The organism is Curtobacterium sp. MCSS17_011 (assembly GCF_003224275.1).
Taxonomy (GTDB): domain Bacteria; phylum Actinomycetota; class Actinomycetes; order Actinomycetales; family Microbacteriaceae; genus Curtobacterium.
On record NZ_QKLE01000034.1, the window covers coordinates 1 to 22,878 of the forward strand.

At 67.6% G+C, this 22,878-nt stretch carries 21 protein-coding genes and 1 pseudogene; 14 read left to right on the plus strand and 8 right to left on the minus strand.

Translation table 11 applies throughout. The features are described 5' to 3' along the window. Nucleotides 1–2 precede the first annotated feature (2 nt). From DEJ17_RS15920 to DEJ17_RS15975, 11 genes and pseudogenes are all read left to right on the plus strand, one after another. On the plus strand, nt 3–461 hold the full coding sequence (locus DEJ17_RS15920) for a DUF4395 domain-containing protein (RefSeq protein WP_110895191.1): 459 nt from the start codon (nt 3–5) through the stop codon (nt 459–461). A gap of 103 nt (nt 462–564) precedes the next feature. Beyond that, the gene (locus DEJ17_RS15925; RefSeq protein WP_146239747.1) at nt 565–1,167 is read left to right on the plus strand and encodes a hypothetical protein; all 603 of its coding nucleotides are present in this window, start codon (nt 565–567) and stop codon (nt 1,165–1,167) included. Beyond that, nucleotides 1,164–1,766 carry a hypothetical protein gene (locus DEJ17_RS15930; RefSeq protein ID WP_110895195.1) on the plus strand — a complete coding sequence of 201 codons (603 nt, stop codon included), beginning with the start codon at nt 1,164–1,166 and terminating at the stop codon, nt 1,764–1,766. Before DEJ17_RS15925 ends, DEJ17_RS15930 begins: the two co-directional genes overlap by 4 nt. Nucleotides 1,767–1,924: 158 nt before the next feature. Continuing rightward, a pseudogene (locus DEJ17_RS18210) lies at nt 1,925–2,059 on the plus strand (ATP-binding cassette domain-containing protein); the annotation flags it as partial. A 55-nt stretch (nt 2,060–2,114) separates the two neighbouring features. Continuing rightward, nucleotides 2,115–2,597: an AAA family ATPase gene (locus DEJ17_RS17895; RefSeq protein WP_110895197.1), complete on the plus strand. Its 483-nt coding sequence runs from the start codon at nt 2,115–2,117 to the stop codon at nt 2,595–2,597. Continuing rightward, the gene (locus tag DEJ17_RS17900) at nt 2,597–3,889 is read left to right on the plus strand and encodes a hypothetical protein (protein ID WP_181421258.1); all 1,293 of its coding nucleotides are present in this window, start codon (nt 2,597–2,599) and stop codon (nt 3,887–3,889) included. The genes DEJ17_RS17895 and DEJ17_RS17900 overlap by 1 nt, the downstream gene beginning before the upstream one ends. Further along, nucleotides 3,886–4,149 (plus strand): hypothetical protein, encoded by a 264-nt coding sequence (locus tag DEJ17_RS15955; RefSeq protein ID WP_110895203.1) that lies wholly within the window; start codon nt 3,886–3,888, stop codon nt 4,147–4,149. The genes DEJ17_RS17900 and DEJ17_RS15955 overlap by 4 nt, the downstream gene beginning before the upstream one ends. Before the next feature lie 56 nt (nt 4,150–4,205). Beyond that, nucleotides 4,206–5,093, plus strand: a complete 888-nt coding sequence (locus DEJ17_RS15960) for a MurR/RpiR family transcriptional regulator (protein WP_110895205.1) — start codon at nt 4,206–4,208, stop codon at nt 5,091–5,093. 8 nt (nt 5,094–5,101) lie between these two features. After that, nucleotides 5,102–6,025, plus strand: a complete 924-nt coding sequence (murQ, locus tag DEJ17_RS15965) for an N-acetylmuramic acid 6-phosphate etherase (RefSeq protein ID WP_110895207.1) — start codon at nt 5,102–5,104, stop codon at nt 6,023–6,025. A 43-nt stretch (nt 6,026–6,068) separates the two neighbouring features. Beyond that, nucleotides 6,069–7,571, plus strand: a complete 1,503-nt coding sequence (locus DEJ17_RS15970) for a PTS transporter subunit EIIC (RefSeq protein ID WP_110895209.1) — start codon at nt 6,069–6,071, stop codon at nt 7,569–7,571. Between the two features lie 201 nt (nt 7,572–7,772). After that, complete coding sequence (locus DEJ17_RS15975; protein WP_181421254.1) at nt 7,773–10,475, plus strand: N-6 DNA methylase; 2,703 nt, start codon at nt 7,773–7,775, stop codon at nt 10,473–10,475. An 851-nt stretch (nt 10,476–11,326) separates the two neighbouring features. Here the strand turns inward: DEJ17_RS15975 and DEJ17_RS15980 are convergent. Both DEJ17_RS15980 and DEJ17_RS17905 read right to left on the minus strand, forming a co-directional pair. Further along, on the minus strand, nt 11,327–12,592 hold the full coding sequence (locus DEJ17_RS15980; RefSeq protein WP_110895231.1) for a hypothetical protein: 1,266 nt from the start codon (nt 12,590–12,592) through the stop codon (nt 11,327–11,329). Nucleotides 12,593–12,615: 23 nt separating this feature from the next. Further along, the gene (locus tag DEJ17_RS17905; protein ID WP_181421255.1) at nt 12,616–12,774 is read right to left on the minus strand and encodes a hypothetical protein; all 159 of its coding nucleotides are present in this window, start codon (nt 12,772–12,774) and stop codon (nt 12,616–12,618) included. 120 nt (nt 12,775–12,894) lie between these two features. On the opposite strand from DEJ17_RS17905, the gene DEJ17_RS15985 reads away from it, so the two are divergent. From DEJ17_RS15985 to DEJ17_RS15995, 3 genes are read left to right on the plus strand one after another with little or no spacing between them, the layout of a single operon-like run. After that, nucleotides 12,895–13,044, plus strand: a complete 150-nt coding sequence (locus tag DEJ17_RS15985) for a hypothetical protein (RefSeq protein ID WP_181421256.1) — start codon at nt 12,895–12,897, stop codon at nt 13,042–13,044. A 29-nt stretch (nt 13,045–13,073) separates the two neighbouring features. Next, nucleotides 13,074–14,276 carry a sensor histidine kinase gene (locus DEJ17_RS15990; protein WP_181421257.1) on the plus strand — a complete coding sequence of 401 codons (1,203 nt, stop codon included), beginning with the start codon at nt 13,074–13,076 and terminating at the stop codon, nt 14,274–14,276. After that, nucleotides 14,273–14,905 carry a response regulator transcription factor gene (locus tag DEJ17_RS15995; RefSeq protein WP_110895215.1) on the plus strand — a complete coding sequence of 211 codons (633 nt, stop codon included), beginning with the start codon at nt 14,273–14,275 and terminating at the stop codon, nt 14,903–14,905. Before DEJ17_RS15990 ends, DEJ17_RS15995 begins: the two co-directional genes overlap by 4 nt. Before the next feature lie 167 nt (nt 14,906–15,072). On the opposite strand, the gene DEJ17_RS16000 is transcribed toward DEJ17_RS15995, so the two are convergent. Genes DEJ17_RS16000 through DEJ17_RS16025 form a run of 6 tightly spaced genes read right to left on the minus strand, consistent with a single transcriptional unit; the run spans nt 15,073 to nt 22,770 of the window. Beyond that, nucleotides 15,073–17,166 (minus strand): glycoside hydrolase family 36 protein, encoded by a 2,094-nt coding sequence (locus DEJ17_RS16000; RefSeq protein WP_110895217.1) that lies wholly within the window; start codon nt 17,164–17,166, stop codon nt 15,073–15,075. Continuing rightward, nucleotides 17,163–18,056 (minus strand): ABC transporter ATP-binding protein, encoded by an 894-nt coding sequence (locus tag DEJ17_RS16005; RefSeq protein WP_110862801.1) that lies wholly within the window; start codon nt 18,054–18,056, stop codon nt 17,163–17,165. The genes DEJ17_RS16000 and DEJ17_RS16005 overlap by 4 nt, the downstream gene beginning before the upstream one ends. Further along, nucleotides 18,053–19,009, minus strand: a complete 957-nt coding sequence (locus DEJ17_RS17985; RefSeq protein WP_110895219.1) for an ABC transporter ATP-binding protein — start codon at nt 19,007–19,009, stop codon at nt 18,053–18,055. The genes DEJ17_RS16005 and DEJ17_RS17985 overlap by 4 nt, the downstream gene beginning before the upstream one ends. Next, nucleotides 19,006–20,046: an ABC transporter permease gene (locus DEJ17_RS17990; protein WP_110862799.1), complete on the minus strand. Its 1,041-nt coding sequence runs from the start codon at nt 20,044–20,046 to the stop codon at nt 19,006–19,008. The genes DEJ17_RS17985 and DEJ17_RS17990 overlap by 4 nt, the downstream gene beginning before the upstream one ends. Before the next feature lie 14 nt (nt 20,047–20,060). Continuing rightward, nucleotides 20,061–21,050: an ABC transporter permease gene (locus DEJ17_RS16020; RefSeq protein WP_110895221.1), complete on the minus strand. Its 990-nt coding sequence runs from the start codon at nt 21,048–21,050 to the stop codon at nt 20,061–20,063. Between the two features lie 34 nt (nt 21,051–21,084). Continuing rightward, nucleotides 21,085–22,770, minus strand: a complete 1,686-nt coding sequence (locus DEJ17_RS16025; RefSeq protein WP_110895223.1) for an ABC transporter substrate-binding protein — start codon at nt 22,768–22,770, stop codon at nt 21,085–21,087. Between the last annotated feature and the right edge of the window lie 108 nt (nt 22,771–22,878).

A 22,878-nucleotide genomic window follows, 5' to 3' on the forward strand; every position in this document is an offset into this window, starting at 1 on the left:
AGATGTGTATAAGAGACAGGCGCTCCCCACGCTTCGGAGCCGCCATCACCACGGTGCTCCTCGCCGCGACGATCGTCCTCACGCTGATCCCCGAGACGTGGGTCGCGGGCATCGTGCTGCTCGCGGTCGTCGTCGTGCTGTTCGCCGTCGGAGGCATCGCCGGCATCCGCCGACACCCCTACGGCGCACTCTTCCGACGGGTTGTCCGCCCGAGCCTCGCCCCGCCCGCCGAACTCGAGGCTCCGGAACCCCCGACCTTCGCCCAGCAGGTCGGCCTGTTCGTGACCGCGATCGCCCTGCTCCTCGCACTGCTCGGCGTGCCGTACGCCGCCCCGATCGGTGCCGCGGTCGCCCTGGTCGCCGCGTTCCTCAACGCCGTCTTCGACGTCTGCATCGGCTGCCTGCTCTACGTGTGGCTGGTCCGCGCGGGGGTCTTCCGCCCGCGGCGCGGCGTCGCCTGACGGCGTCCGGCCTGGAGGCCCGCCTCACCTCGGCCGCACCGCCAGCGTCCGACAGGTGCTCGGCTCCAGAACACGGCTCCACCCCGCCCCGTAGGGTGAGCGGGTGGGGGAAGACGAACGAATCATCCGGCGAGCCTGGCGTCGTACCGCCCTGGTGGTGTCGATCGCCGCGGTCGCGGGGGCAGTGGCAGGTTGGGCAACCTCGCGCGGCGAGGACGGCTGGACCGTCGCCCTGGCGATCTTCACGTGCGTCGCCGTGCTGGTCGGCCTGGCCGGGATGCTCTCGTTGCTCCCCGCCAGTGCACGCGCGTCGTCGATCGTCACGCAGGCGAACGAGGGCCTGACGAGAGACCGTCGCAAGATCATCAAGACGGCCATCCGTTCGGGCGTTCCGCTCGCGGAGGACGCGGGCCCGGAACTGCAGCACCGCGCGCTCATCCTCGCCCGCGGGACCGCCGCGTTCAACGGACTGGTCCTCGGTCAGAACCTCCTGCTGTTCGCAGGAGCCGCCGCTCCCCAGTTCGCCCGAGTCGTCACCGGCGATGGCAGCGTGCCCTTCAGCCGGATCTTCCTCGCGCTCTTCGTCATCGAAGTGGCGTTCCTCGTGCCGCTGCTGGTCACCCGAGGCCGCCGGGCTCGGCGCTACGCGGATGCCACCGCAGCCGACAACGATCGCCGCACTACTGCTCCGGTCCCTCTCGCATGACCGCCGGGTCCCAAGCGCCGGCCACCCCGGACGTCGTCGCCCGCCGAGCCTGGCGCAGAACCGCCGTCATCGTCGCGATCGGTGCAGTCCTCGGTGCGATCGGCGGATCGCTCTTCGCACGGCAGGACAGCGCGCTCGAGACCACCCTCGCGATCGTGGGCATCGCTGCGGGAGTGGGTGGTCTTCTCGGCACCTTGTCGATGATCGCCACGACGCTCCGCCGATCCTCCGACATGCAGGCGCCCCTCGAAGGGCTCTCGCGCTTCGGCCGGAAGACGCTCGCGCAGGCGATCGCGAGCGGGACCCCGATCGAACCAACCGACTCCGACCTCGCACGACGGGCATTCGACCTCGCCCGTCTCCGCGCTGCCTACCAACCCGTCGCGCTCGGCCAGTTCCTGCTTCTCTACATGGGGATTGCCGGCCCGCAGATCCCGAACCTGTTCGACGACAACTCGTTCGTGGCTGGCTTCAGTCGCATCATCTGCGGAGCACTCCTCGTCGTGGCTGCCGCTATTACCCCCGTCATTCTGCGCCAGACTCGGGCTGCACGACGCTACGTGCAGGCAGCCACCGAGGCAGCCGCCCGCCAGCGCTGACTCAGTAGCCCTGCCGCACCTCGTGCACCGGAGGTAGCCCCTTGCCCTGTACGGTGAAACACCAGTACAAGGTTTCGGGGGGCACAGTGGGCGTACAGATCGACGAAATCACCTTCGGGTACCGGCGTGACCACGTGGTGCTTCCGGGATTGTCGACGGTGTTCCCGACCGGAGCGAGCGTCCTGCTCGGGCCGAACGGCGCCGGCAAGTCGACCCTGCTCGGACTCGTCGCCGACACGCTCCGTCCCCGCACCGGGACGATCAACATCGAGGGACTGGGTGAACCGGGCACGCGCGGAAACCGTCGACGGTACCGCAGCGGCGTCGCGTGGCTCTCGCAACGAAGCGATGCCTTCCCCCGGCTTGACCGCCCGAGAGCACGTCGCGTACTGCGGCTGGCTGAAGGGCCTGTCGCGCGCCGATGCCTGGGATCGCTCGACGGCAGCTCTCACCGCCGTCGATCTCGCCACCCGAGCCGACGCACGAGCGACCTCGTTGTCGGGCGGCCAGATCCGACGGCTCGGCGTTGCCGGCGCACTGGTGTCCGGCGCACAGTGGATCCTGCTCGACGAACCGACGGCCGGACTCGATCCGGCACAGCGCGCGCGGTTCGCTCGGATGATCCGGAACCTGCCGACGGAAGTGTCCGTCGTCGTCTCGACGCACCAGACCGAGGACGTCGCCGCGACCTTCGACCACGTGACCGTCCTCGTCGACGGCCGGGTGCCGTTCGCCGGTTCGGTCGCGTCGTTCACCGAGCCGCTCGCAGGCCTCTCGCCCGCCGAGGCGATCACCGCTTCGTACGCGCGGTTCACGAGCGAGGACGACTGATGCGCCCGATCATCCCGTGGCGCAGCCGAGCGGCAGTGTGGCTCCTCATTCCCGGGTTGCTCGGCATCGTCGCCTACAGCGCGCAGTTCGCAGATGAGACGACCGTCACCGGCTACTGGCCCGCCGCGATGGCTGGCTCCGCGATCTACCTGGTCTTCTCCTGCGGCGTCGCGGCTACGGCTGGCGCTTGGGAAGGGAAGCGCTTCCGGGCCGCGGCGCCCGCGATCGAGACCAGGAGCAGATCGAGCGCCGCAGTCATCGCCGATCACCTTTGGACGCCCTTAGCCGCCGGCCTGGTGCTCCAGCTCGTCGCGATCGCGCTCATGAGTCGGGCCACCTGGGGCACTCCCGGTGGCCCGTCGCCGCTAGTCAGCCTGGCCTTCGCGGGGATCCTGTTCTTCCACAGCTGCATCGGGTTCGCACTGGGGCGGTGGCTCCCGCCGGTGGCGTCCATCCCGCTGAGCCTGCTCGTCTCGTACAGCTGGCTCGGCTTCACCTGGTCCGTGGACTACTTCCCACTTCGGTACCTCGCCGGTCTCGTGATGGCGGACTGCTGCTCGGTCGAGACCGCGCTCGACATACGGGCACCGGTCATCGCGACGGCGTTCAGTCTGCTCGCAGGGTGCAGTCTGCTCGTCATCGCGGTCGCTCGACGCTCGAGTGGCGACAATGCACGCCGGTTCGGACTCCAGATCGGCGCGAGTTCGTTCGTCGTGATCACCGTCATCGCGCTGACCGCCGGCTCCGGCCTCGGCGCAGCGCCGATCGTCGATCGCCCGCAAGCGCAGGCGATCTGCAGCGGCGAGGGGCCGTCCATCTGCCTCTTCCCGGAGCAACGCGCCACCGGCAACTCGGAATCCGTCATCCGGAAGGCCGTGAAGAACCTCAGTCGCGCTGGCATCACGGTGCCGCCGACCATCCGAGCGAGCAACGCACCGTCGACGGCCGACGTCGTGAACATGATCGTCCAGGTCCGGATGACCGACGCCGACCTGCTCCACAGCATCACCACCTCCTTGCTCGGCGATGCCGAGGTGGCGTACTGCGGCACCGAGCAGGACGACACCGAACGCCACAACGATGCAGCCGTTGCCAATCGATGGCTCATCGACGTCGCTGCCGAGGGCATCCTGCCCGCAGACCAGGTGGAACCCGCCCTCGAGATGGACGACCAGGGCGTTCTGCGAACCCTTCACCGGGCTCCGATCTCGGCTCAGGCCGCGTGGGTCACCGCGACGATCGACCGGCTGACGGATTGCTCGGTCGGCCACATCGCGGTGCCGTCCTCGTGATCTGGTGGCTGCGTGTCCACCGCACCCTGCCGTTGCTCGGACTCACGACCGCCCTAGCGGTGCTCTCGATCGCGCTCGGCCCGATCGGCATGCTCTTCCCCTCGTTCGGCGACGGCGCACCGTTCGCACTGATCCCCGTCGCGGCCGTGCTCCCGCTGGTGATCGCCATCACGGACCCGGCGTCGTGGGCGTTCGCCCTCCCCGTGGTGGTCGCCGCCATCGTCAGTTCGCTCGCACACAGGTCGAGCACAACCGCGTAACACGCAATTTACTTTCAGCACTGGCGCTCGCACACGAAAGACGCTTTCATGGCGGGATGACGATCACCGAGCGATCCGAGCGCGCCGACGCCTTCGCCCTCGTCCGCACCCAGTCGGCGAGCATGCCGTCGAGCATGCGCGCCATCGCCGACGCCGTCCTCGACGACCCGGCAGCCGCGGCCACCACGAACGCCACCGACCTCGCTGGCCGAGCCGGGGTCTCCCCCGCCACGGTCTCCCGGTTTGCCCAGCACCTGGGCTTCGCGAACTTCGCCGCCCTGCAGCGCAGCATGACCCGGGCCGTCGAACGCGGGATCCACGAGCGTGAATTTACCGAGATCCACGCCGGGGTCGCGGTCGACGACGACGTCGCCACCGTCATCGCGAAGGTCGCCGAGGACGTCCGAGCGGTGATGGCCGACACCCGCGCCGCACTCGATCCGCACGCGCTCGAGGCAGCGGCAGCCGCAGTGAGCGACGCCCGCCGCGTCGTCCTGTACGGCGTGGGCGCGAGCGGCATCGTCGCCCGAGACCTGCACCTGAAGCTCGAACGCATCGGCATCGTGAGCTCGATCGCTGACGACCCGCACAACGCGCTGACCCTGGCTAGCGTCATCGGCGAGCACGACGTCCTGGTGCTCGTCAGCCACTCGGGCTCCACGGTCGAGACCCTCGAGGTCGCCCACGCCGCCCGGGCCCAGCACGCCGCGATCATCGCGATCACCGGCCACGCCTCCGCCCCGCTCGCCACCACCGCCGACCACGTCCTGCTCGGTGTCGCCGGTGCCGAGAGCGCCCTGCGCCCCGCGGCCATGGGCAGCCGGATGAGCCAGCTCGCCATCGTCGACACCCTGTTCATCGTCGTCGCGCAGCGCATCGACGAGCGCTCCCAGCCACTCCTCGCCCGCAGCCGCGACGCCGTCCGCACCCACCACCGGAACTGAGCTCCACCATGACCACGAAGCACGACAGCCACGACGCTCTCCGCGACGAACTCGCGGCCCTCACCACCGAGGCAACCGACCACTCGCTGGACGACATCGACACGATCTCCACGCTGGAAGCTGCCCAGCGCATGAACGCCGGAGACCGCAGCGTGCCTGCGGCACTGGAGCCGTGCCTCCCGGCCATCGCACTGGCGGCAGACTCGATCGCCGCAGCGTTCGCGCGCGGCGGCCGACTCGTCTACGTCGGCGCCGGCACGCCGGGCCGGCTCGGCGTCCTCGACGCCAGCGAGTGCCCGCCCACCTTCGGCACCGATCCGGGCCAAGTGGTCGGCGTGATCGCCGGCGGCGACCCCGCCCTGACCACCGCGGTCGAGGGCGCGGAGGACGACGAAGCAGCCGCCGTCCGCGATCTCGACGCGCTCGCTCTGACGGCCGACGACGTGGTCGTCGGGATCAGCGCGTCCGGCAGGACGCCCTACGTGATCGCAGCCATCCTGGAGGCCCGGCGCCGCTCCGCCCTGTCGGTCTCCGTCGCGTGCAACCCCGACTCGGCCGCGGGGCGGGAGGCCGACATCGCCATCGACGTCGTCGTCGGCCCCGAGTTCATCGCCGGGTCGACCCGCCTGAAGGCGGGCACCGCGCAGAAGCTCGTGCTCAACATGCTCACCACGCTCGCGATGGTGCGCAGTCACAAGACGTACGGCAACCGCATGGTCGACGTGCGCGCGACGAACGCGAAGCTCGTCGCCCGGGCGTTCTCGCTCGTGCAGGACGTCACCGGCGCTGCCTCCGCCGAGGTCCAGGCGGCGCTCGACGCCTCGGACGGCGAGGTGAAGACCGCCATCGCCGTGATCCTGACCGGTGCCTCGGCTGCCGACGTGCGTGCTCGCCTCAATGCCGCTGCCGGCTCGTTGCGCGCCGTGCTGTAGACCCCGTTTCCCCGTTCGTTTCCCCTCCCCCGAGGAGCACCCCATGCCCGATGCCCAGCAACTCGCCCAGCAGATCCTCGACGCCGTCGGTGGTTCCGCGAACATCGCCGACGTCGAGAACTGCATGACCCGCCTGCGGGTCGAGGTCGTGTCCGACTCCTCCGTAGCGCTCGAGGACCTCAAGGCCACGGACGGCGTCATGGCCGCCATCGCGGCCGGCTCGAACCTGCAGATCGTGCTCGGCCCGGGTCTCGTCGACCGCGTGGCCGATGGCCTGGAGGCCCTGCGCGCGGCCGCCCCGTCGGCTGCGGCAGGTGGGTCCTCACCGGAAGAACTCGCGGCTCGCGGCGCCGAGATCAAGGCAACAGCGCGAGCTCGTTCCGACGGCCGCACCATGCGTGCGATCCGGAAGATCTCCGCGATCTTCATCCCGCTCATCCCCGCGCTGATCGCCTGCGGGCTGATCGCCGGGATCAACGGCATCCTGACGAACCTGGGGTGGGTGTCCGGCGTGACGCCGTTCCTCGGGGTGCTCTCGTCCGGCTTCCTCTCGCTGCTCGCCGTGTTCGTCGGGATGAACGCCGCGAAGGAGTTCGGCGGCACGCCCATCCTCGGTGGCGCGGTTGGCGGCATCATCGTCGCGGCCGGTGTCGCGAACGTCACGGTGTTCGGCGAGACCCTGGCACCCGGGCAAGGCGGTGTGCTCGGTGCGCTGGCCGGCGGCATCCTCGCCGCCTCCGTCGAGCGGTTCATGCGGCGGGTCACGCCCGACGTCATCGCACTCATCGTCGTGCCGACCGTGACAGTGCTCGTCGCGGGGTCGGTGACGCTCGGGATCCTGATGTCCGTCGCCGGTGTCGTCTCGGTCGCGATCGGTACTGCTGCGACCTGGCTGCTCGCGAACGGTGGGGCCTTCGCCGGCTTCGTGCTCGGAGGCCTGTTCCTGCCGCTCGTCATAACCGGCATGCACCAGGGGCTCATCCCTATCCACACCACCCTGATCGACCAGACCGGGTGGACCGTGCTGCTGCCCGTGCTGGCGATGGGTGGTGCCGGGCAGATCGGTGCGTGCATCGCGCTGTGGGTGCGGTTCCGGTCGAACGCCTCGCTGGTGCGGACCATCCGCGGTGCGCTGCCGGCCGGGTTCCTCGGCGTGGGTGAGCCGCTCATCTACGGCGTGACGCTCCCCCTCGGGCGGCCGTTCATCACCGCCTGCATCGGTGGGGCGTTCGGCGGCGGGGTCGTCGGGCTCTTCGACCAGCTCGGGCACTCCGTCGGGGCGATCGCCATCGGCACTTCGGACCTGTCGCTCATCCCGCTGCTGAACGGCCCGTCCGGGTACGGCTGGGCGCTGCTCGGGTACGGGTCGGGGCTCATGGTGGCGTACGTCGTGGGGTTCGTGGCGACGTTGTTGTTCGGGGTGTCCGCGTCGGTGAAGGCCGACCTCGAGGAGCAGTCGTCTGCACCGTCCGGCGACGCGGTCGCTTCGAACGCCTCGCTCGACGTGCAGGTCGTGCCCGCCAACTCGGTGGAGAGTGCTAGCTGATGCGAAGGGGTGGGGAGCGCGCACGCCCACTCCTCGGGGGCTGTCGGCGCAAGCGAACAGCCAGGAAGGACTCTGAGGTGGGCTTCGTCTCACATCTCGGAGGCTCCGCTTCGCGAAGGTCCACAATATCGATCGCGATCGCCGTCGCCGCTGGCGCGTCCAGTGGGAAACAGACTCGGGGCCGACGTAGACTCTTATCCTGTGCCGCACACTCAGCAGACAGTCCTCGGCGAACCGGCCGTCATCGAAGCCATTGCTCGGAAATTCATCGCCATTGAAGGCGATCGGGTCCTATACAACCTTCGATCGTCTAGTAGCTACAGCTGGAGAGACCCCGAGGAGTGGGTGCGTTGCAGCACGATCGCTTTTCTGCTGATCACCAAGGGATATCCTGCGAATCGACTAGAAACGGAAGTCTTGGTCCCTCGAAGGGTTCCCGGCGACTTTGCGGACATCGTGGTATTCCGGGACGATCGCGGTAAGCAGCCTTACTTAGTCGTCGAGAACAAAGCGGCCCGAGTCACGGATGCGCAGCGTGCGCAAGGAATTGAACAAGCGATCGGAAACGCAAACAGCCTTCGTTCTGACCTCGCACTGTACGACGATGGAACCGTATCGGTACTGTTCGACACTAGCGGCGCATACGGAGCGAGGGAACGAGAAGAAAATCAACGCGGGAACCGCGAACGCCTTCCCGAGCAGTACACAAGCGACGGACTTAGGTGGAGGTTCATCGCTGGAGACCTAGAGAATGACATCCGCCCCGCACCTCCGGGGAAGCTAGAAGCGAAGGTAAAGCGGACGCACTCGCTGATCTGGGCCGGTGGGAAACGTGACCCCCTGAACGCCTTTGATGAGTGGTCGAAGCTACTTTTCGCGAAGGTCCATGATGAGCGGACTACTTCCAATGGGGAAAACCGCCGCTTCCAGGTAGCATCGGGAGAAACTGCAATCTCGGTCGCAAGCAGGATTCATATGCTTTTTCGGGACGCCTCGGAGACAGATCCCTCAATCTTCCCGGAGGGGCTCCGCGTAAACCTGCCCGACACGAAGATTCGCGACATTGTCCAAATCCTGCAGGACATCAGCATTGTAGACACTGATTCAGATACAATCGGCCAGGCGTTTGAACGGTTCTTCGGCAGCGTGTTTCGCGGCGAGCTCGGACAGTACTTTACGATGCGGCAGCTCGCACGATTCTCCGTGGCCGCCATTGGCATTGAGCATGACCACTATGTGATCGACCCAACCGCCGGGTCTGGGGGTTTCCTTCTCGAAACGCTTCTACAGGGTTGGCATTCGATTGATCATAACTTCGCCGGCCAGAGCGAGATGGCGAGGAAGCGATATGATTTCGCAGCACATCACGTTTACGGAATTGAAATTCATGAAATTCTTGCAAGAATTCTGAAGATCAACCTACTGCTTCACCACGACGGACACACGAACATAGAAGCTGACAGGAGCGCGCTCGACGTCGATTTTCAGAATATTCGCCTACGTAACGGGTGGCGAGGGGGCTTTCATCGCGTCGTAGGCAATCCTCCGTTTGGGGACGTAGTGAAGTCTGGCGACCGGGATCTTCTTGGGTCGAACGAGCTAGAAGTGTTCACCCTCGCTGACGGCAGAAGCGCGTTAGCAAGCGAGCAAGCGATTCTCGAGCGTGGCGTGGATATGCTCAAGGACGAAGGCAAGCTTGCATTTGTACTTCCAGATGGTCTATTCAACAATCAGGGTGATCAGTCAAACTGCCCGCAAACTCGGCGCTACCTCGTCATGAATGGGCATATCGAAGCAGTAATTTCTTTGCCTGATCATGCATTCCGAAAATCCGGCGCACAAAACAAGACCTCGATTCTGATTTACCGTAAATACTCTCCCCAGGAGCGGATTCGATTCGCGGGAGCATTCGACGCTGCGATCGCGGCAGGTAGCGACACCGATGAAGCAGTCGGCGTCGGTCTCGATGAGCTCGGTCACAGCACGTTCATGGCCGAACCGATGCACATCGGTTACACAAGCACGGGCGCGGCAACTCCCCAGAACGAGCTGTATCGGCCAGATTCTGACGGCTTTATTGCAGAAGAGCAAGAAGGCTCCGTGCTGGGTGAGTTCCGATCGTTCCTCGCGGCCCCCCGGACTTATAGCAGCAGACGCCAGCCGGACACGTTGTCGATTCCGACGGCTGATGCCTGGCGGGCGCACTCAAGCCACCGGCTGGATCCAAAGTATTTCCTTTTCAAGAAAGAAGAGAGAAGCGCTCTCCCCAACGGATGGGTTCGCAGCCAGCTCAGGGACGTCATGACTCGTCGGGAAGAACTGGCACAACCGGAGCTCAAACCGAACGACAGGGTGACGGTCCTGACGATTTCACAGACAGGCGACATCCGCGCTCGAGAAGCCGGCAAAGGTAAGAACCCACCTGAATGGCTGGGGATGTATTTTGAGGATTCGCCTTCCAAATGGTATGCCGCTAACGTCGGTGATGTTGTGTTCTCGCGCATCGACCTGTGGAAGGGTTGCATTGCCGTCGTTCCGGAGGGTTTCGACAGGTCGCTTGTAACTGGCGAATTCCCAATATACGCGCTTAGTGACGAGCGGATCGATCCGCGTTTCCTTTCAGTGCTGCTCCGCAGCCGATATTACAGAAGAGCCTTTCGAGCGATTACAACCGGCCACAGCAACCGCCGTCGCACTCAGACGGACGACTTCGAAGCACTCGAGATCGCGTTCCCTCAGGACATCGAGGAACAGCTTCGTCTCGTTACGCCGGTACTTCAGGCTCGTGCCGCTGTCGGCGCGTCAAGTGAGCTTTTGCGACGCGCAACGCTCGACTTCAGCGACGTGATCGATCAACGGGGTGACGAGGTTGTCGAGGAAGACGAGCCGTTTGAAGAGGAATAGGTCCATACATCATTCACAGGTGGTTGGTCGGGAGCGGTGCCACTGGGCACATCGGACCTTGTGGTCGGTGACGCTCGATCTGCGGGCGTAGAAACTGCCTCTAGTGCAATCTCTTAGTGGTGTAGTCACTCGACCAGGGCGTAGGGCTTCTTTCTTGCTCCCCGTTGCTTTCAAAGGGTGGCCGGTGGGCCACCGAGGGTTTCGGTGGGAGGGTCGATCTTGAAGTCCGCCAGGGGTGCTGCGGCACTAAAAGAGGGTCGCACGCAAGAGCAGTGATTCCGTCTTTGGGCTACGCCAAATCCCGGATGATACCGTCGGTGTTGGGGACTACCCGCTTACATGCATGAGTCGGTGCGCACGGGGAGGCTGATCGAGCGGGGGACCTGTCAGCAGGAACGACGCTTTCCCATTGATGACTCTATACGTGGGCGAGCCGGAAGAGATCAATCAAAGCCGCACAGAGGCAGTTGTGCTTGGTAACGTGTACGCCTGCTTCTCACCTGCAGCCAACAGCTCGCCGCCACCATCTCAAGATCGAGCGCCAGCCCGGGCAGACCGCCCCGAAGAAGATCAAGCGAGCGCTCAATACAAAGCCTTTTCGTGGAAAGGCGCCCGTCGGTTACCAGCATGGCGGCTCGATCGTCTAACATGCCCGATTGAATTGGAGCCCAAAACGATTCGCGTATCGGCGCGAGCCGCCGACTTCCATTGCTGCGTACTCGATGGGATCGCGGTCTACATCGACATGGACGACACTAGAGGTGGACGATTTCGTTGAAAATCAGAGTTGCATTGCGTCCGATAGTGTGCGGGGATCGACGCCAGCGATTCGATGTCCCCACGAACGGCACCTACTCGACTTCTTTCGCTTCGAACCGCGTTGAAACGTCAGATCCGTCCCGTTCACGAAGCGCTCGCTTAGCCATGTCTGCTGCGACCTTCTCCGTAGCGAGCCGAGCCCGCTCGAGCGCCGATGTGCCGAACGCTCGTGCGGCGCCCAGACCATCCGCTCCGTCGTCGATCGCCTTGTCGCGGAACTCGCCGACCGCTTCGAGCCACCGCTTCGCATCCTTGCTGGTGTGCCCACTTTCGAGACCGACTCGCTGGTGAAACTGTCCGACGGCTGAGCCGACGCCGTTACTCGCTCGGACGACAGCCCGGGCGGGGAGCGGCTGCAACAGGACCTTGCTGTTCGCTCGCGTAACCGCCGCGTCCATGCGCTCGATGAGTGTGACGGTAGTCCTGGAGATTCGTTCCATCCGGTTTCCTCGGATCGCACGGAGTGCGAGTCGCTTCTGCGTCGCGTTTTCAGGCGCCGCGTCGAGGACCCGGTCGAGTTCGAGGACATCGAGCGTGTCTTGGAGCTGCAGGCAGTGCGCGATCACGGCGAGCCACTCGCGCACCTTCGGCTCGGTCGCCTCAGTCGCATCCGCGAGCTCGCCGAGCTTCATCTTCTTCTCGAGCTTATATGCCAGGCCGTCGAGCTGCCGAAGGGCGTAGGCCTGCGTGCGCGCGAGGGTGGCGGACGTCCCCTGGATCTTCGACCACGTCGCCTCATCGACTCGTCCGGACGAGGCGCGACCGGTCATAGCGTCGTCAACGACGAAGTCGACACCGATCATGTCGGCGAGGACTGCATCCTGTTGATTGCGGAGTATGTCCTCGACCTTCTCGTCGATCTCCGCGAGGTAATCGCCCAGTTCATCGATCGACTTCTGCAACGCCATCTGATTCATCATCGTACCGATGCTTGCGATGGTGGTCGGGTTGAGCGTCGAGCCGACCGACGCGAACTGCAGAACGTGGTTGGTCTGCCCCGTGGAGGATCGAGCGATCCCCATCAGGAGCCCCGTGTCGCGGTTCTTCATGAGTGGGAATTTCCGGGCGATCGCGGCTGACTCTTCGGTGAACTGCAGCCATCGGCCAGAGCTCGCCATGCCGGCCGCGGTGAGCTGCCCGAGACTACCGAGGACACTGAGGGGCAGTTCCGAGCCTGCGCCGGTGCCCGTAGAGTCGTTGCTAAGCCTCTCGCTCCGGAGGAACTGTTCAACGGCCCTCGGTTCACCGAGAACAGCCAGGCCGTCACCGTCGCTGATGATCTCGATCCGGTCATCCATCGTGGGCTCCTGGTCCGGGTCAGTCATCGTTCGAAGTGCTCACGGGCTTTGCCGGCAAGTTCCGCGTCGACCGACCATCGGTCTCCGAGCTGGTGATCGGTGGCGGTTCGCCTCAGGAATGCGCGCAGGCGCTTGGGGTCGATCTGGAGCTCTCGAGCAAGCTCTGGCGCGGTCATCGTCATGCTGTGGTCTCCTCGTTCTCCGGCTGGCCAGTGATCTGTTCCACGAACCACCGCAGCACCTCAACGACCTGCTCACGGGCAGCGGTAGCGGTAAGCACGTCGACCGGGAACGACGGCCGCTTGTCGATCCTGCTGCCCGGTGCGTTCGAGTCGGGTGAGCCGGGAGGCGCGTGGCACCTCGGCCTCGGAGCCCTGGTGTTGGCAGCGTGGCTGGTCCTGGGCACGGTGGCCTGCCTGCTGACGTTCCGGTGGAACCGCAAGGACGCCTGATGGCGCCCCGCTGGTGGGATGCTGGGCACATGAGCGGCGAGACGTGGATGCGCAACCGGTGGTTGCACGTCTTCTTTGCGGGCACGATGCTCCTCACCGCCGTGATCACCGTGTTCGGGTGGTCTCCGTGGTCGATCCGCTGGCCCACCTACACCGCGGTCGTGGTGCTCGTCGTCGCCTACGCCGTGTTCGGCCACCGCGGCTACGACAGCTCCCGTGCCGCCGCGGCCTTCCTGCCGCTGGTCCTCGTCGCCTCTCTGGTGTTGCCGGCCGTCGTGCCGAGCACCGCGTTCGTGCAGTGCATCGCGTTCCCGCTCGTCTGGGTGCAATCCGAACGGGTCCGCACCGCCGTCCTGCTCTCGGTCGCGGTCGGGGTGGCGAGCGGCATCGGCCTGCAGGTGTCGAGCGGCCCGGACGCCCTGGTCAGCACCGTGCTCATCGAGGGCATCAGCGTGATCGGCGCATGCGCGATGGGCGTGTGGATCTCGAGCGTCGCCGGCCTGTCCGAGGAGCGCCGCCAGCTCCTGGACGAGCTCCGCGCCACCCAGCAGTCCCTCGCCGATGCCCACCGCAGCGCGGGCGTCGCGAGCGAACGGGAGCGCCTGGCCCGCGAGATCCACGACACCGTCGCGCAGAACCTCGCCGGCATCGTCATGCTCACCGAACGCGCCCGCAAGGACCTGGCGAACGACCGCGTTGCCGCGCTCGACGAACGGCTGGCGGTCCTCGAAGAGTCGGCACGTGCGGCGCTCGAGGACTCCCGCGCCCTCATCGCCGCCGGGGTCGCCGGTGCCACGAGCGGCAGTCTGGCCGGGGCCCTGCACCGCCTGGCCGAGCGGTACACCCGTGAGACCGGCACAGCCGTGACCGTCGACGCGACCGACGGCCCGCTCGACCGCGACGCCCAGGTCGTGCTGCTCCGGGTCGTCCAGGAGTCCCTCGCGAACATCCGCGGGCATGCCGACGCCGGCTCCGTCCGCATCGTCCTGCGGCACGCGCCCGAACACGTCGGCGTCCGCGTGACCGACGACGGCGTCGGGTTCGACACCGTCGTGCCGACTGCCGGGCACGGCCTCCGGGGCCTCCACGAGCGGCTGGCGCTCTCCGGCGGCACCTGCTCGATCACGAGCACCCCGGGCGGCGGCACCGTCGTCGACGCGAGCCTGCCCACCGGACCCGAGCCGAGCCTCCCGGCCGTCGATCGTCACCCCGTGGCAGAGGTGACCCGGTGATCCGCGTCGTGGTCGCCGACGACCACCCGATCGTCCGGGCGGGCATCGTCGCGATCCTGCAGGACGCCGACGACGTCGAGGTCGTCGGCCAGGCCAGCGACGGCCGCGCCGCGGTGACGGTGGCGCTGGCCGAACGCCCCGACGTCGTGCTCATGGACCTCCGGATGCCCGTGCTCGACGGCGATGCGGCGACGGCGGAGATCCTCGTCGCCGAACCCGGCGTCCGCGTCCTGATCCTGACCACGTACGAGTCCGACGATCAGATCCTCGCCGCCATCGAGGCCGGCGCCACCGGCTACCTGCTCAAGGCCGCCCCGGAGTCCGAGATCCTCGCCGGCGTCCGGGCGACCGCGCGGGGCGAGACGGCGCTGGCTCCCTCGGCGGCCGCAGCGCTCGTCCGCCGAGCAACGGGTTCGCTCCCCGCCGCGGCCGGCCCGTCGCTGACCCCGCGCGAGCTCGACGTCCTGCGCCTCGTCGCCCAGGGCAACAGCAACCCGGCGATCGGCCGCGCGCTGTTCCTCAGCGAGGCCACGGTGAAGACGCACCTCGGCCACGTCTTCGAGAAGCTCGGCGTGAACGACCGCACCCGCGCCGTGACCCGCGCGATGGAGCTCCAGCTCCTCCCGTGAGTCGCGAGCCCATCGAGTGAGCAGAAGATGTCGGGTCGCGTGCGCAGACCCGACATCTTCTGCTCACTCAATGCGGGACCACCCACGAAACGGGAGGCACGGTGCCTGCCCGCACCGTGCCTCCCGTCCGCTCCAGCGCGCGCCCTGCCATCGCGACGCGCGCCCGCTCAGGCCTCCGCGTCCGCCTCCTGCGACCGGACGCGGAGCACCCGCGCTGTGGGGGTCGACCCGCCGTTCGTGACCTCGAGCGAGCCCGAAGCGGCGTCCCACGCCACGGACCACGACCCGAGTGCCGTCGGGAACAGCGACTCGACGACCACCGCCTGCCCGGCGAACGCCGGCAGCGGCAACGACACCGACGCCGACGCACCGGGGAGCGACCACACCGACAGGTACAGGTCGCCCGAAGCGGCGTGCAGACCGAGTGCGACCCAGGGGTCCTCCCAGGCGGGCAGCCCGAGGGGCCAGACCGGCACTGCGGACTCGACGACGTCCAGGACCTGCCGGTGCGCAGCGATGGCGTCGCCGACCACCGCACGCTGCGACGACGACATCTCGTTCAGGTACCCGGACAGGTACATCCGCCCGAGCACCCCGTTCACGAGCGACAGCGTGAACAGCTCCGGGTCCATCGTCGGCGCCGGGTACGCCCAGTTCCCCGCCTGCTCGGGCAGCATCGCGGCGGGAGCGGCGGCGGCGATCGTGGCGGACAGTACCGGGTCCTGCTGGTCCGACGTCGACTGCATGTGCAGGCGGGACAGCATGGCCCAGTCGGCGCGCATCGCTCCCGAGGCGCAGTTCTCGATGAGCAGTGCCGGGTACCGCTCCTGCACGGCGTCGAGCCAGTCGAGCAGCGCCCGCTGGTGGTCGAGCATCCCGGCGAACGGCCCGGTCATGGTGTTGTTGTCCATCTTGAAGAACGTCACGCCGAGCTCCCCGACGAGCCGGTCGACGACCGAGTCCAGGTGTGCGCGGGCCTCCGGCGAGCGCAGGTCGAGCAGGTGTCGCCCGTGCTCAGCGACCCGGACCCCGTGGTGCTCGACGAACGCGGACGACGGCAGGGTCGAGGCCAGCGGCGAGTGGATGCCGATGACCTCGGGTTCGAGCCAGAGGCCGGCCTGCATGCCGCGCGCACGGATGTGGTCGATGACGGCCCCGAGCCCCGTCGGGAACCGCGACGCCGCTTCCTCCCACGCTCCGACGGTGTCCCACCAGTGCCCCTCGGCGTACCAGCCGGCGTCGATGCAGAACAGGTCCGCTCCGGCCTCGGCGGCCGCGTCGACCAGCGGCAGGAGCTTCTCGGTCGTCGGGTCGCCCATGAGCGTGTTCATGTAGTCGTTGAACACCAGTGGCAGGGCGTGGTCGGCCACCCGTACGTGCCGGAACGCTCGACGCTGCCGGGTGAGCACCCCGAAGGCGTCGCCGATCGACCCGGCGATCCCGACGGACACCGGCACCGAGGTGAACGGCTGCTCCGGCGTGACGAGGGTGGTCCACCGGTGTTCCTGGTCGGTCGGCCCGCTCAGCAACACGTACGCGTGCCGCCGGGTCTCGCCGAGCTCGTACAGCCACGGCCCGTTGTGCTCGATCTGCCAGACGAGTGCGTACTCGTCCGCCCGCAGCACGCCGATCGGCAGCGCCTCGCCGGTCGACCACGAGCCGCGGTTCTGCACGACGGCGCGGCTGCGGGGCGGGTGGTGCTGGGCCTCCCGGTCGATGCGCGCGAGGCCGATGTCGCGCAGCGGATCGGTCCGCCAACGGCTCTCCGCTGCCCAGTCGTTGTCGGCGTGCGCGAGCGCCAGCTCGTCGACTGAGGCACCCGAGTCGGTCAGGAACGCCCCGGTCGCGAATGACGACACGAAGTCCACGACGTGCTCGCCGTGCTCCGCCGACACCTCGGTCCACGTCTGGAACGCGGGCACGCCGGCGCGCGCCCGGAACACCGACTCGGCCTGGAGGCCCGTGGTCGCGTCCGCCTGCACGATCCGGAACCACAGGTCGGTCCCGTCGTCGTGCACGTGGTGCGACACGGGTCGCAGTCGCGCCCCGATCGTGGAGTCGACGTGCCGGAACCCGCCCGGGAACCGCCCGTGCCCGACGGTCGTCAACTCGACGAGCGGCTGCGGGTCGTCCGGCCCGTCCGAGAGCACCCCGCCGCTCGGCACGAACGACACGAGCGCCGCGGGCTGGTCGGCACCGACCCGGAACCGTGCCGCGAACCCGTCGGTGGCCCAGTCGACGAACGCCGGCCCGTCGCTCATCGCGCCCCGACCGGTGCGGGCTCGCTCGACACCCAGGCCCCGACGGTGTGGTCGTAGCAGGTGGTGTTGTCGATCTTCGTCCGGTCGAGCGGCGGCCCGGCGGTGATCCGACGCTCGGTTCGCTCCGGGTCGGGGGCGGCCTCGGCGAGCAGCCGAGTGTAGTCGTGGTGCGGGTCGAGGATGACCGCGTCCGACGGTCCCCGCTCGACGACCCGGCCGCGGTAGAGCACCAGGATCTCGTCGGAGAAGTGTCGTGCGGTCGCCAGGTCGTGCGTGATGTAGAGCACGGCGAGGTGGTCCTCGCGCTGCAGCCGACCGAGCAGGTTGAGCACGCTCAGCCGGATCGAGACGTCGAGCATCGACACCGGTTCGTCGGCGATGAGCACCTGGGCGCCCGGGGCGAGCGCGCGGGCGATGGCGACGCGTTGCCGCTGCCCGCCGGAGAGCTCGTGCGGCCGACGCGACGCGAAGTCCTCGTCGAGGTTCACCCGGCCGAGCAGTTCCCGCACCTTGTCGGCGGTCTCGTCGGCGCCGCGGGCCCGGTGGTGCAGCTGCAGCGGCCGGGCGATGTGGTGCTCGATCGAGTGGAACGGGTTGAGCGAGGCGAACGGGTCCTGGAACACCATCTGCACGTGCCGCCGGTACATGCTGCCCTCGACGGGGGTGCCGTCCTCGAGCCGCACGTCGATCGAGCCGCGCGTCCTGGTCTCGAGCTTGGCGAGCATCCGCGCGATGGTGGACTTGCCCGAGCCGGACTCCCCCACGAGCGCGACGGTCCGGCCGGGCAGCAGGTCGAACGACACGTCGTCGACGGCCCGCAGGGTGGTGCGCTTCAGCCCCTTCCGGGTGTGGAAGTCCTTACCGAGGTGGCTGACGGTCACACTGGTCATCGGTCCGTCTCCTGTGCTGCCTGGACCACGACGGCCCGGGTGTCGGTCTCGGGTTCGGCGCCGTCCTCGACCCCGGTGCGGATGAACGCGCCGCGGGCTCCGGACAGGCTCGGGAACGACTGCAGCAGCTTCCGCGTGTACGGGTGCTGCGGGTCGTGCTGGATCACGCTGGCACGGTCGCACTCGACGACCTCGCCGCGGAGCATGATCGCGATCCGGTCGCTGATCTCGAGCAGCAGCGGCAGGTCGTGCGTGATGAACACGACGGCGAACCCGAGCTCGTCGCGCAGTCGGACGATCTCGCGCAGGATCTCCCGCTGCACCACGACGTCGAGCGCGGTGGTCGGCTCGTCCATGATCATGATCTGCGGTTCGAGCAGCATCGCCATCGCGATCATCACGCGCTGCCGCATGCCGCCGGAGAGCTCGTGCGGGTACGCGGTGATGCGGGACGGGTCGACGCCGACGCGGCGCAGGGCGTCCTCGGCGATGGCCCGACGTTCCCTGCGCGGCAGGCCCTTGCGGTGTTCGACCAGGGCGTCGTCGAGCTGGGCGCGGATCGTGGTGACCGGGTTGAGCGCGTTCATCGCCCCTTGGAACACCATCGACAGCTTCGACCAGCGCACGGCACGGAGCTGCTCGTGCGGAAGCCCGAGCAGGTCGACGTCGGTGCCGTCCCGGTCGTGGAACGTGATGCTGCCGGACGCGACCTTCGCCGGCGGCCGGTGCAGCCGGGTGATGGCGTAGGCCAGGGTCGTCTTGCCGCAGCCGGACTCCCCCGCGAGCCCGAGGATCTCGCCGGGCGCCAGGGTGAGCGAGACGTCCTTGACGGCGTGCACGGGGTGCTCGGTCTCGTAGACGACGTCGAGGTGGTCGATCGTCAGCACGGCAGGGCGGCGACCGTCGCCCGTGGCGTCCGAGGTGACCGGTCGTGCGGTGTCGGTGGCGCTCATCGGGCGACCCCCTTCGTGTCGTGACCGGCGGTGGCGACGCGGGCCGGGCCTCCCGAGCGCGCCGCACGCTTCGCACGACGGTCACGCCGTCGCTGCGCACGCACGTTCGCGAGTCGCGGGTTGATGACCTCGTCGATCGAGAAGTTCACCAGGGACAGTCCCATGCCGAGCAGGGCGATGAGCAGGCCCGGCGGCACGAACCACCACCAGGCGCCGTTCGCCAGCGCGAAGCCGTTCTGGGCGTAGAAGAGCATGGTGCCGAGTGTCGAGGAGTTCGACGCCCCGAGCCCGAGGAACGACAGTCCCGCCTCCCCGAGGATCGCGGCGATCACCGCGAACACGAACTGCGACGCGAGCACCGGCAGCAGGTTCGGCAGGATCTCGACGGCGATGACCCGCCAGGGCCGTTCGCCGGCGACGCGGGCGGCGGACACGTAGTCGCGGTTGCGGATCGACATCGTCTGCGCCCGCAGCACCCGGGCGGACCCGGCCCACGACGTGATCGCCAGGACGACGGCGATGGTCCAGAGCCCGCGCGCCTCACGCGGCACCAGGCCGGAGATGACGATGACGAGCGGCAGGCCCGGGATGACGAGGAACACGTTCGAGAACAGCGAGAACGCCTCGTCCATGATCCCGCCCAGGTAGGCGCCGAGGATGCCGAAGAACGCGGACAGCACCGTGGCGAGGACGCCGACGATGAGGCCGATCTGCAGGCTGCCGCGGGTGGCGAAGGCGAGCTGGGCCAGGACGTCCTGGCCGGTCTGGGTGGTGCCGAGGACGTTCTCGCCGCTCGGTCCCTGCAGCCCGGTGTCGCGGATGGTGGTCGGGTCGCCGACGAGCAGCGGTCCGATCACCCCGAACAGCGTGACGCCGGCGACGAGCGCGATGCCCGTGACGAGCCACGGGGTGAGGGTCGGGAGGAACCTGCGGATGCCGCCCTTCGACGCGCGCCGGGTGGCGATCGACGTGGTGCTGTCGGCCTCCTCGGTCAGTGCGCCGATGGTGGGCTCGGTCTCCTGCTGGATGTTGGTCATGGTCGTCTCCTCCCCTAGCTCCGGGCCCGCGTGCGCGGGTCGATCAGTCCGTACAGCAGGTCGACGACGAGGTTCGCGCCGAGGACCGCCAGGGTGATGAACAGGAAGATGCCCTGCATGAGCGCGTAGTCGTTGTTCGTCACGGCGGACAGCAGCTTCGACCCGATGCCCGGGTACGAGAACACCTGCTCGGTGACGACGGAGCCGGACACGATGAACCCGAGGGAGATCGCGAACCCGGCGACGGAGGGCAGGACGGCGTTCCGGGCGGCGTAGTTCCGCAGGATCTTGCCGTCGGACAGGCCCTTCGCCTGCGCGGTGGTGATGTAGTCCTCGGACAACGTCGACACCATCATGTTGCGCATGCCGAGCAGCCAGCCCCCGAGCGACGCGAGCACGATCGTCACGGCCGGCAGCACCCCGTACTTGATCGCCGAGGCGATGAAGTCCCAGTTGAACCCGGGGGTCAGGATCACGTCGTAGCCGCCCTGCGCCGGGAACAGGTGGATCCCGGTGGCGAAGAAGTACACCAGGATCAGCGCGAGCCAGAAGTACGGCACCGCGGCGAGCAGGGTGGTCGCCGGCACGAACGAGTCGAGCCAGGTGCCGGGCCGCCACCCGACGAAGGCCCCGAGGCCGACGCCGATGATCGCGGCCAGGATCGTGGCGATCCCGACCAGGGCGATGGTCCACGGCAGCGAGCTGCCGATCACCTCGGTGACGGGTGCCGGGAAGTAGCTGACGGACACCCCGAGGTCACCGCGGAACACGTTGACCAGGTAGTGGCCGTACTGGGAGATGAGCGGCTCCGAGGAATCGCCACCGAGGAGCAGCTCGTACGCCTCCCGGGTCGCCGGGGTCACCTGCCCGCCGCGCTGCTGGAGCTTGGCGAGCAGGATGTCCACCGGGTTGCCGGGCAGGAGCCTGGGGATGATGAAGTTCAGCGTCAACGCCGCCCACAGTGCGACGACGTAGAAACCGATCTTGCGGACGAAGTAGGTCATCGTCGAGTGCTCCTCGGTCGCGGTCCCATCGGTGTCAGCCCTTCGCCGGCTTGAGCGCCTTGAAGATCTCGGCGTTGTCCGGGCTCGCCCAGACCGCCGGGAAGGCGTACAGGTCGTCGTCCGTCGGCCAGCCGGTGAACTTCGCCGCGTGGAACTCGCTCGTCGTGCCGCCGGTCATCACGGGGATGTAGGGCAGGTCCTCGACGATGTGCTCCTGGATCGTGTCGAGCTCGGGCTGGGTCGCCGCGGTGTCCTCGGGGTTGATCGTGGCGAGCTTCGCGATGGCCTTGTCGACGTCGGGGTTGCTGTACCGCGAGATGTTCATCGGGGCTGCTTCACCGACCTTCGCGGTGTTCGCCGTCGTGAAGTAGTTGTTGTACAGGTAGTACGGGTTCGCCGTCGGGCCCTGGCCGAGCGAGTCGATCGCGAGCTCGAAGTTGCCCTTGGTCTTCTTGTCGGTCCACTCGTTCCACGACGACTGCTGCGCCTTGAGTTCGATGCCCGCGGCCTTGAGCTGCTGCGTCATGGTGTCGATGGCGGTGATGTAGTCGGTCCAGCCGGTGACGACCTCGACCGTCAGGGACAGCTTCTTGCCGTCCTTGGCGTAGATGCCGTCGGCGCCCTTCGCGTAGCCCGCGTCCTCGAGCGCCGATGCCGCTGCGTCGGTGTCGGGGGTCTCCGGCATGACGGCCGGCTCGATGTCCTTCGAGATGGTGTCCTTCTGCGTCGTGGTGAGCGCGAAGGTCGGCGAGATCTCGCTCGCGGTGTTCTCGAACGCCAGCGAGTTGAGCTGCTTGCGGTTGATGGCGTCGGCGATCGCGTGCCGGACGGCCGGGTCGGTCTGCGGGCCGGCGCAGCCCAGGTCGGTGTTCGAGCAGGTCAGCAGTGCCATCTGGTTCTGGCCGACGGTGATGCCGTCGTAGCCGTTGTAGTTGGCGGGGATGTCGTCCATGTTCGGCACCGGGCCGGTCTGCCAGTCGATCGACCCCTGCTTCAGTGCGTCGGCACCGGCGGTGTTGCCGGAGAGCGACAGGTAGCGGATGGTCTTCACGGCCGGGGCGCCGTCCCAGTACTTCTTGTTCGCCTCGAGGGTGAACGCCTGCGCCTTGAAGGTGCCGAGCGTGTACGGGCCGGTGCCGACGGGCTCGCGCACGACGTCGGTGGTCGGGTCGATGTCCTTCCACAGGTGCTCGGGCACGATCCAGGTCTTGCCGAGCAGGTTCGGGCCGAGCACGAACGACGGCTTGTCGAACGAGACGACCACCTTGTCGTCGCCGTCGGCCTTCGCGGTGCCGTCGTAGCCGATCGAGTTCAGGGCCTTCTGCTTCTTGAGCATGTCGAGCGTGAACACGACGTCCTTCGAGGTGAAGGGCTTCCCGTCGCTCCAGGTGGCCCCGTCGCGCAGCGTGATGGTGAGCTGCGTGCCGTCGTCGTTCCACTCGTACGACTTGCCGAGCAGCGGCTTCGGGTCCTTCGTGTTGACGTTGGTGATGAAGAAGAGCGACTCGTAGATCGTGCCGACGCCGCCGATGTTGGACGGCGACCACGGGTTGAAGTTGATCTGGTAGTCGCCGGACTGGCCGGTGTACGCCACCAGGGTCGAGGCCGCGGCGTCGTTCGTGCTGGCGCTGCCGCTGGAGCTGCAGCCGCTGAGCGCGAGGCCGGCTGCGAGGAGAACGGCGCCGCCGATGGCGAGCCGTGAACGGGTTGGGTTGAACATCGTTGTCCTCTCGGTCTGCGTCGTCGCAGAGTCCACGTTGTGAGCGTGATTGTTACACGCGTAAACTAAGGCGGTCAAGGGGTCGGGTCACGGCCCCGTAACGATGAG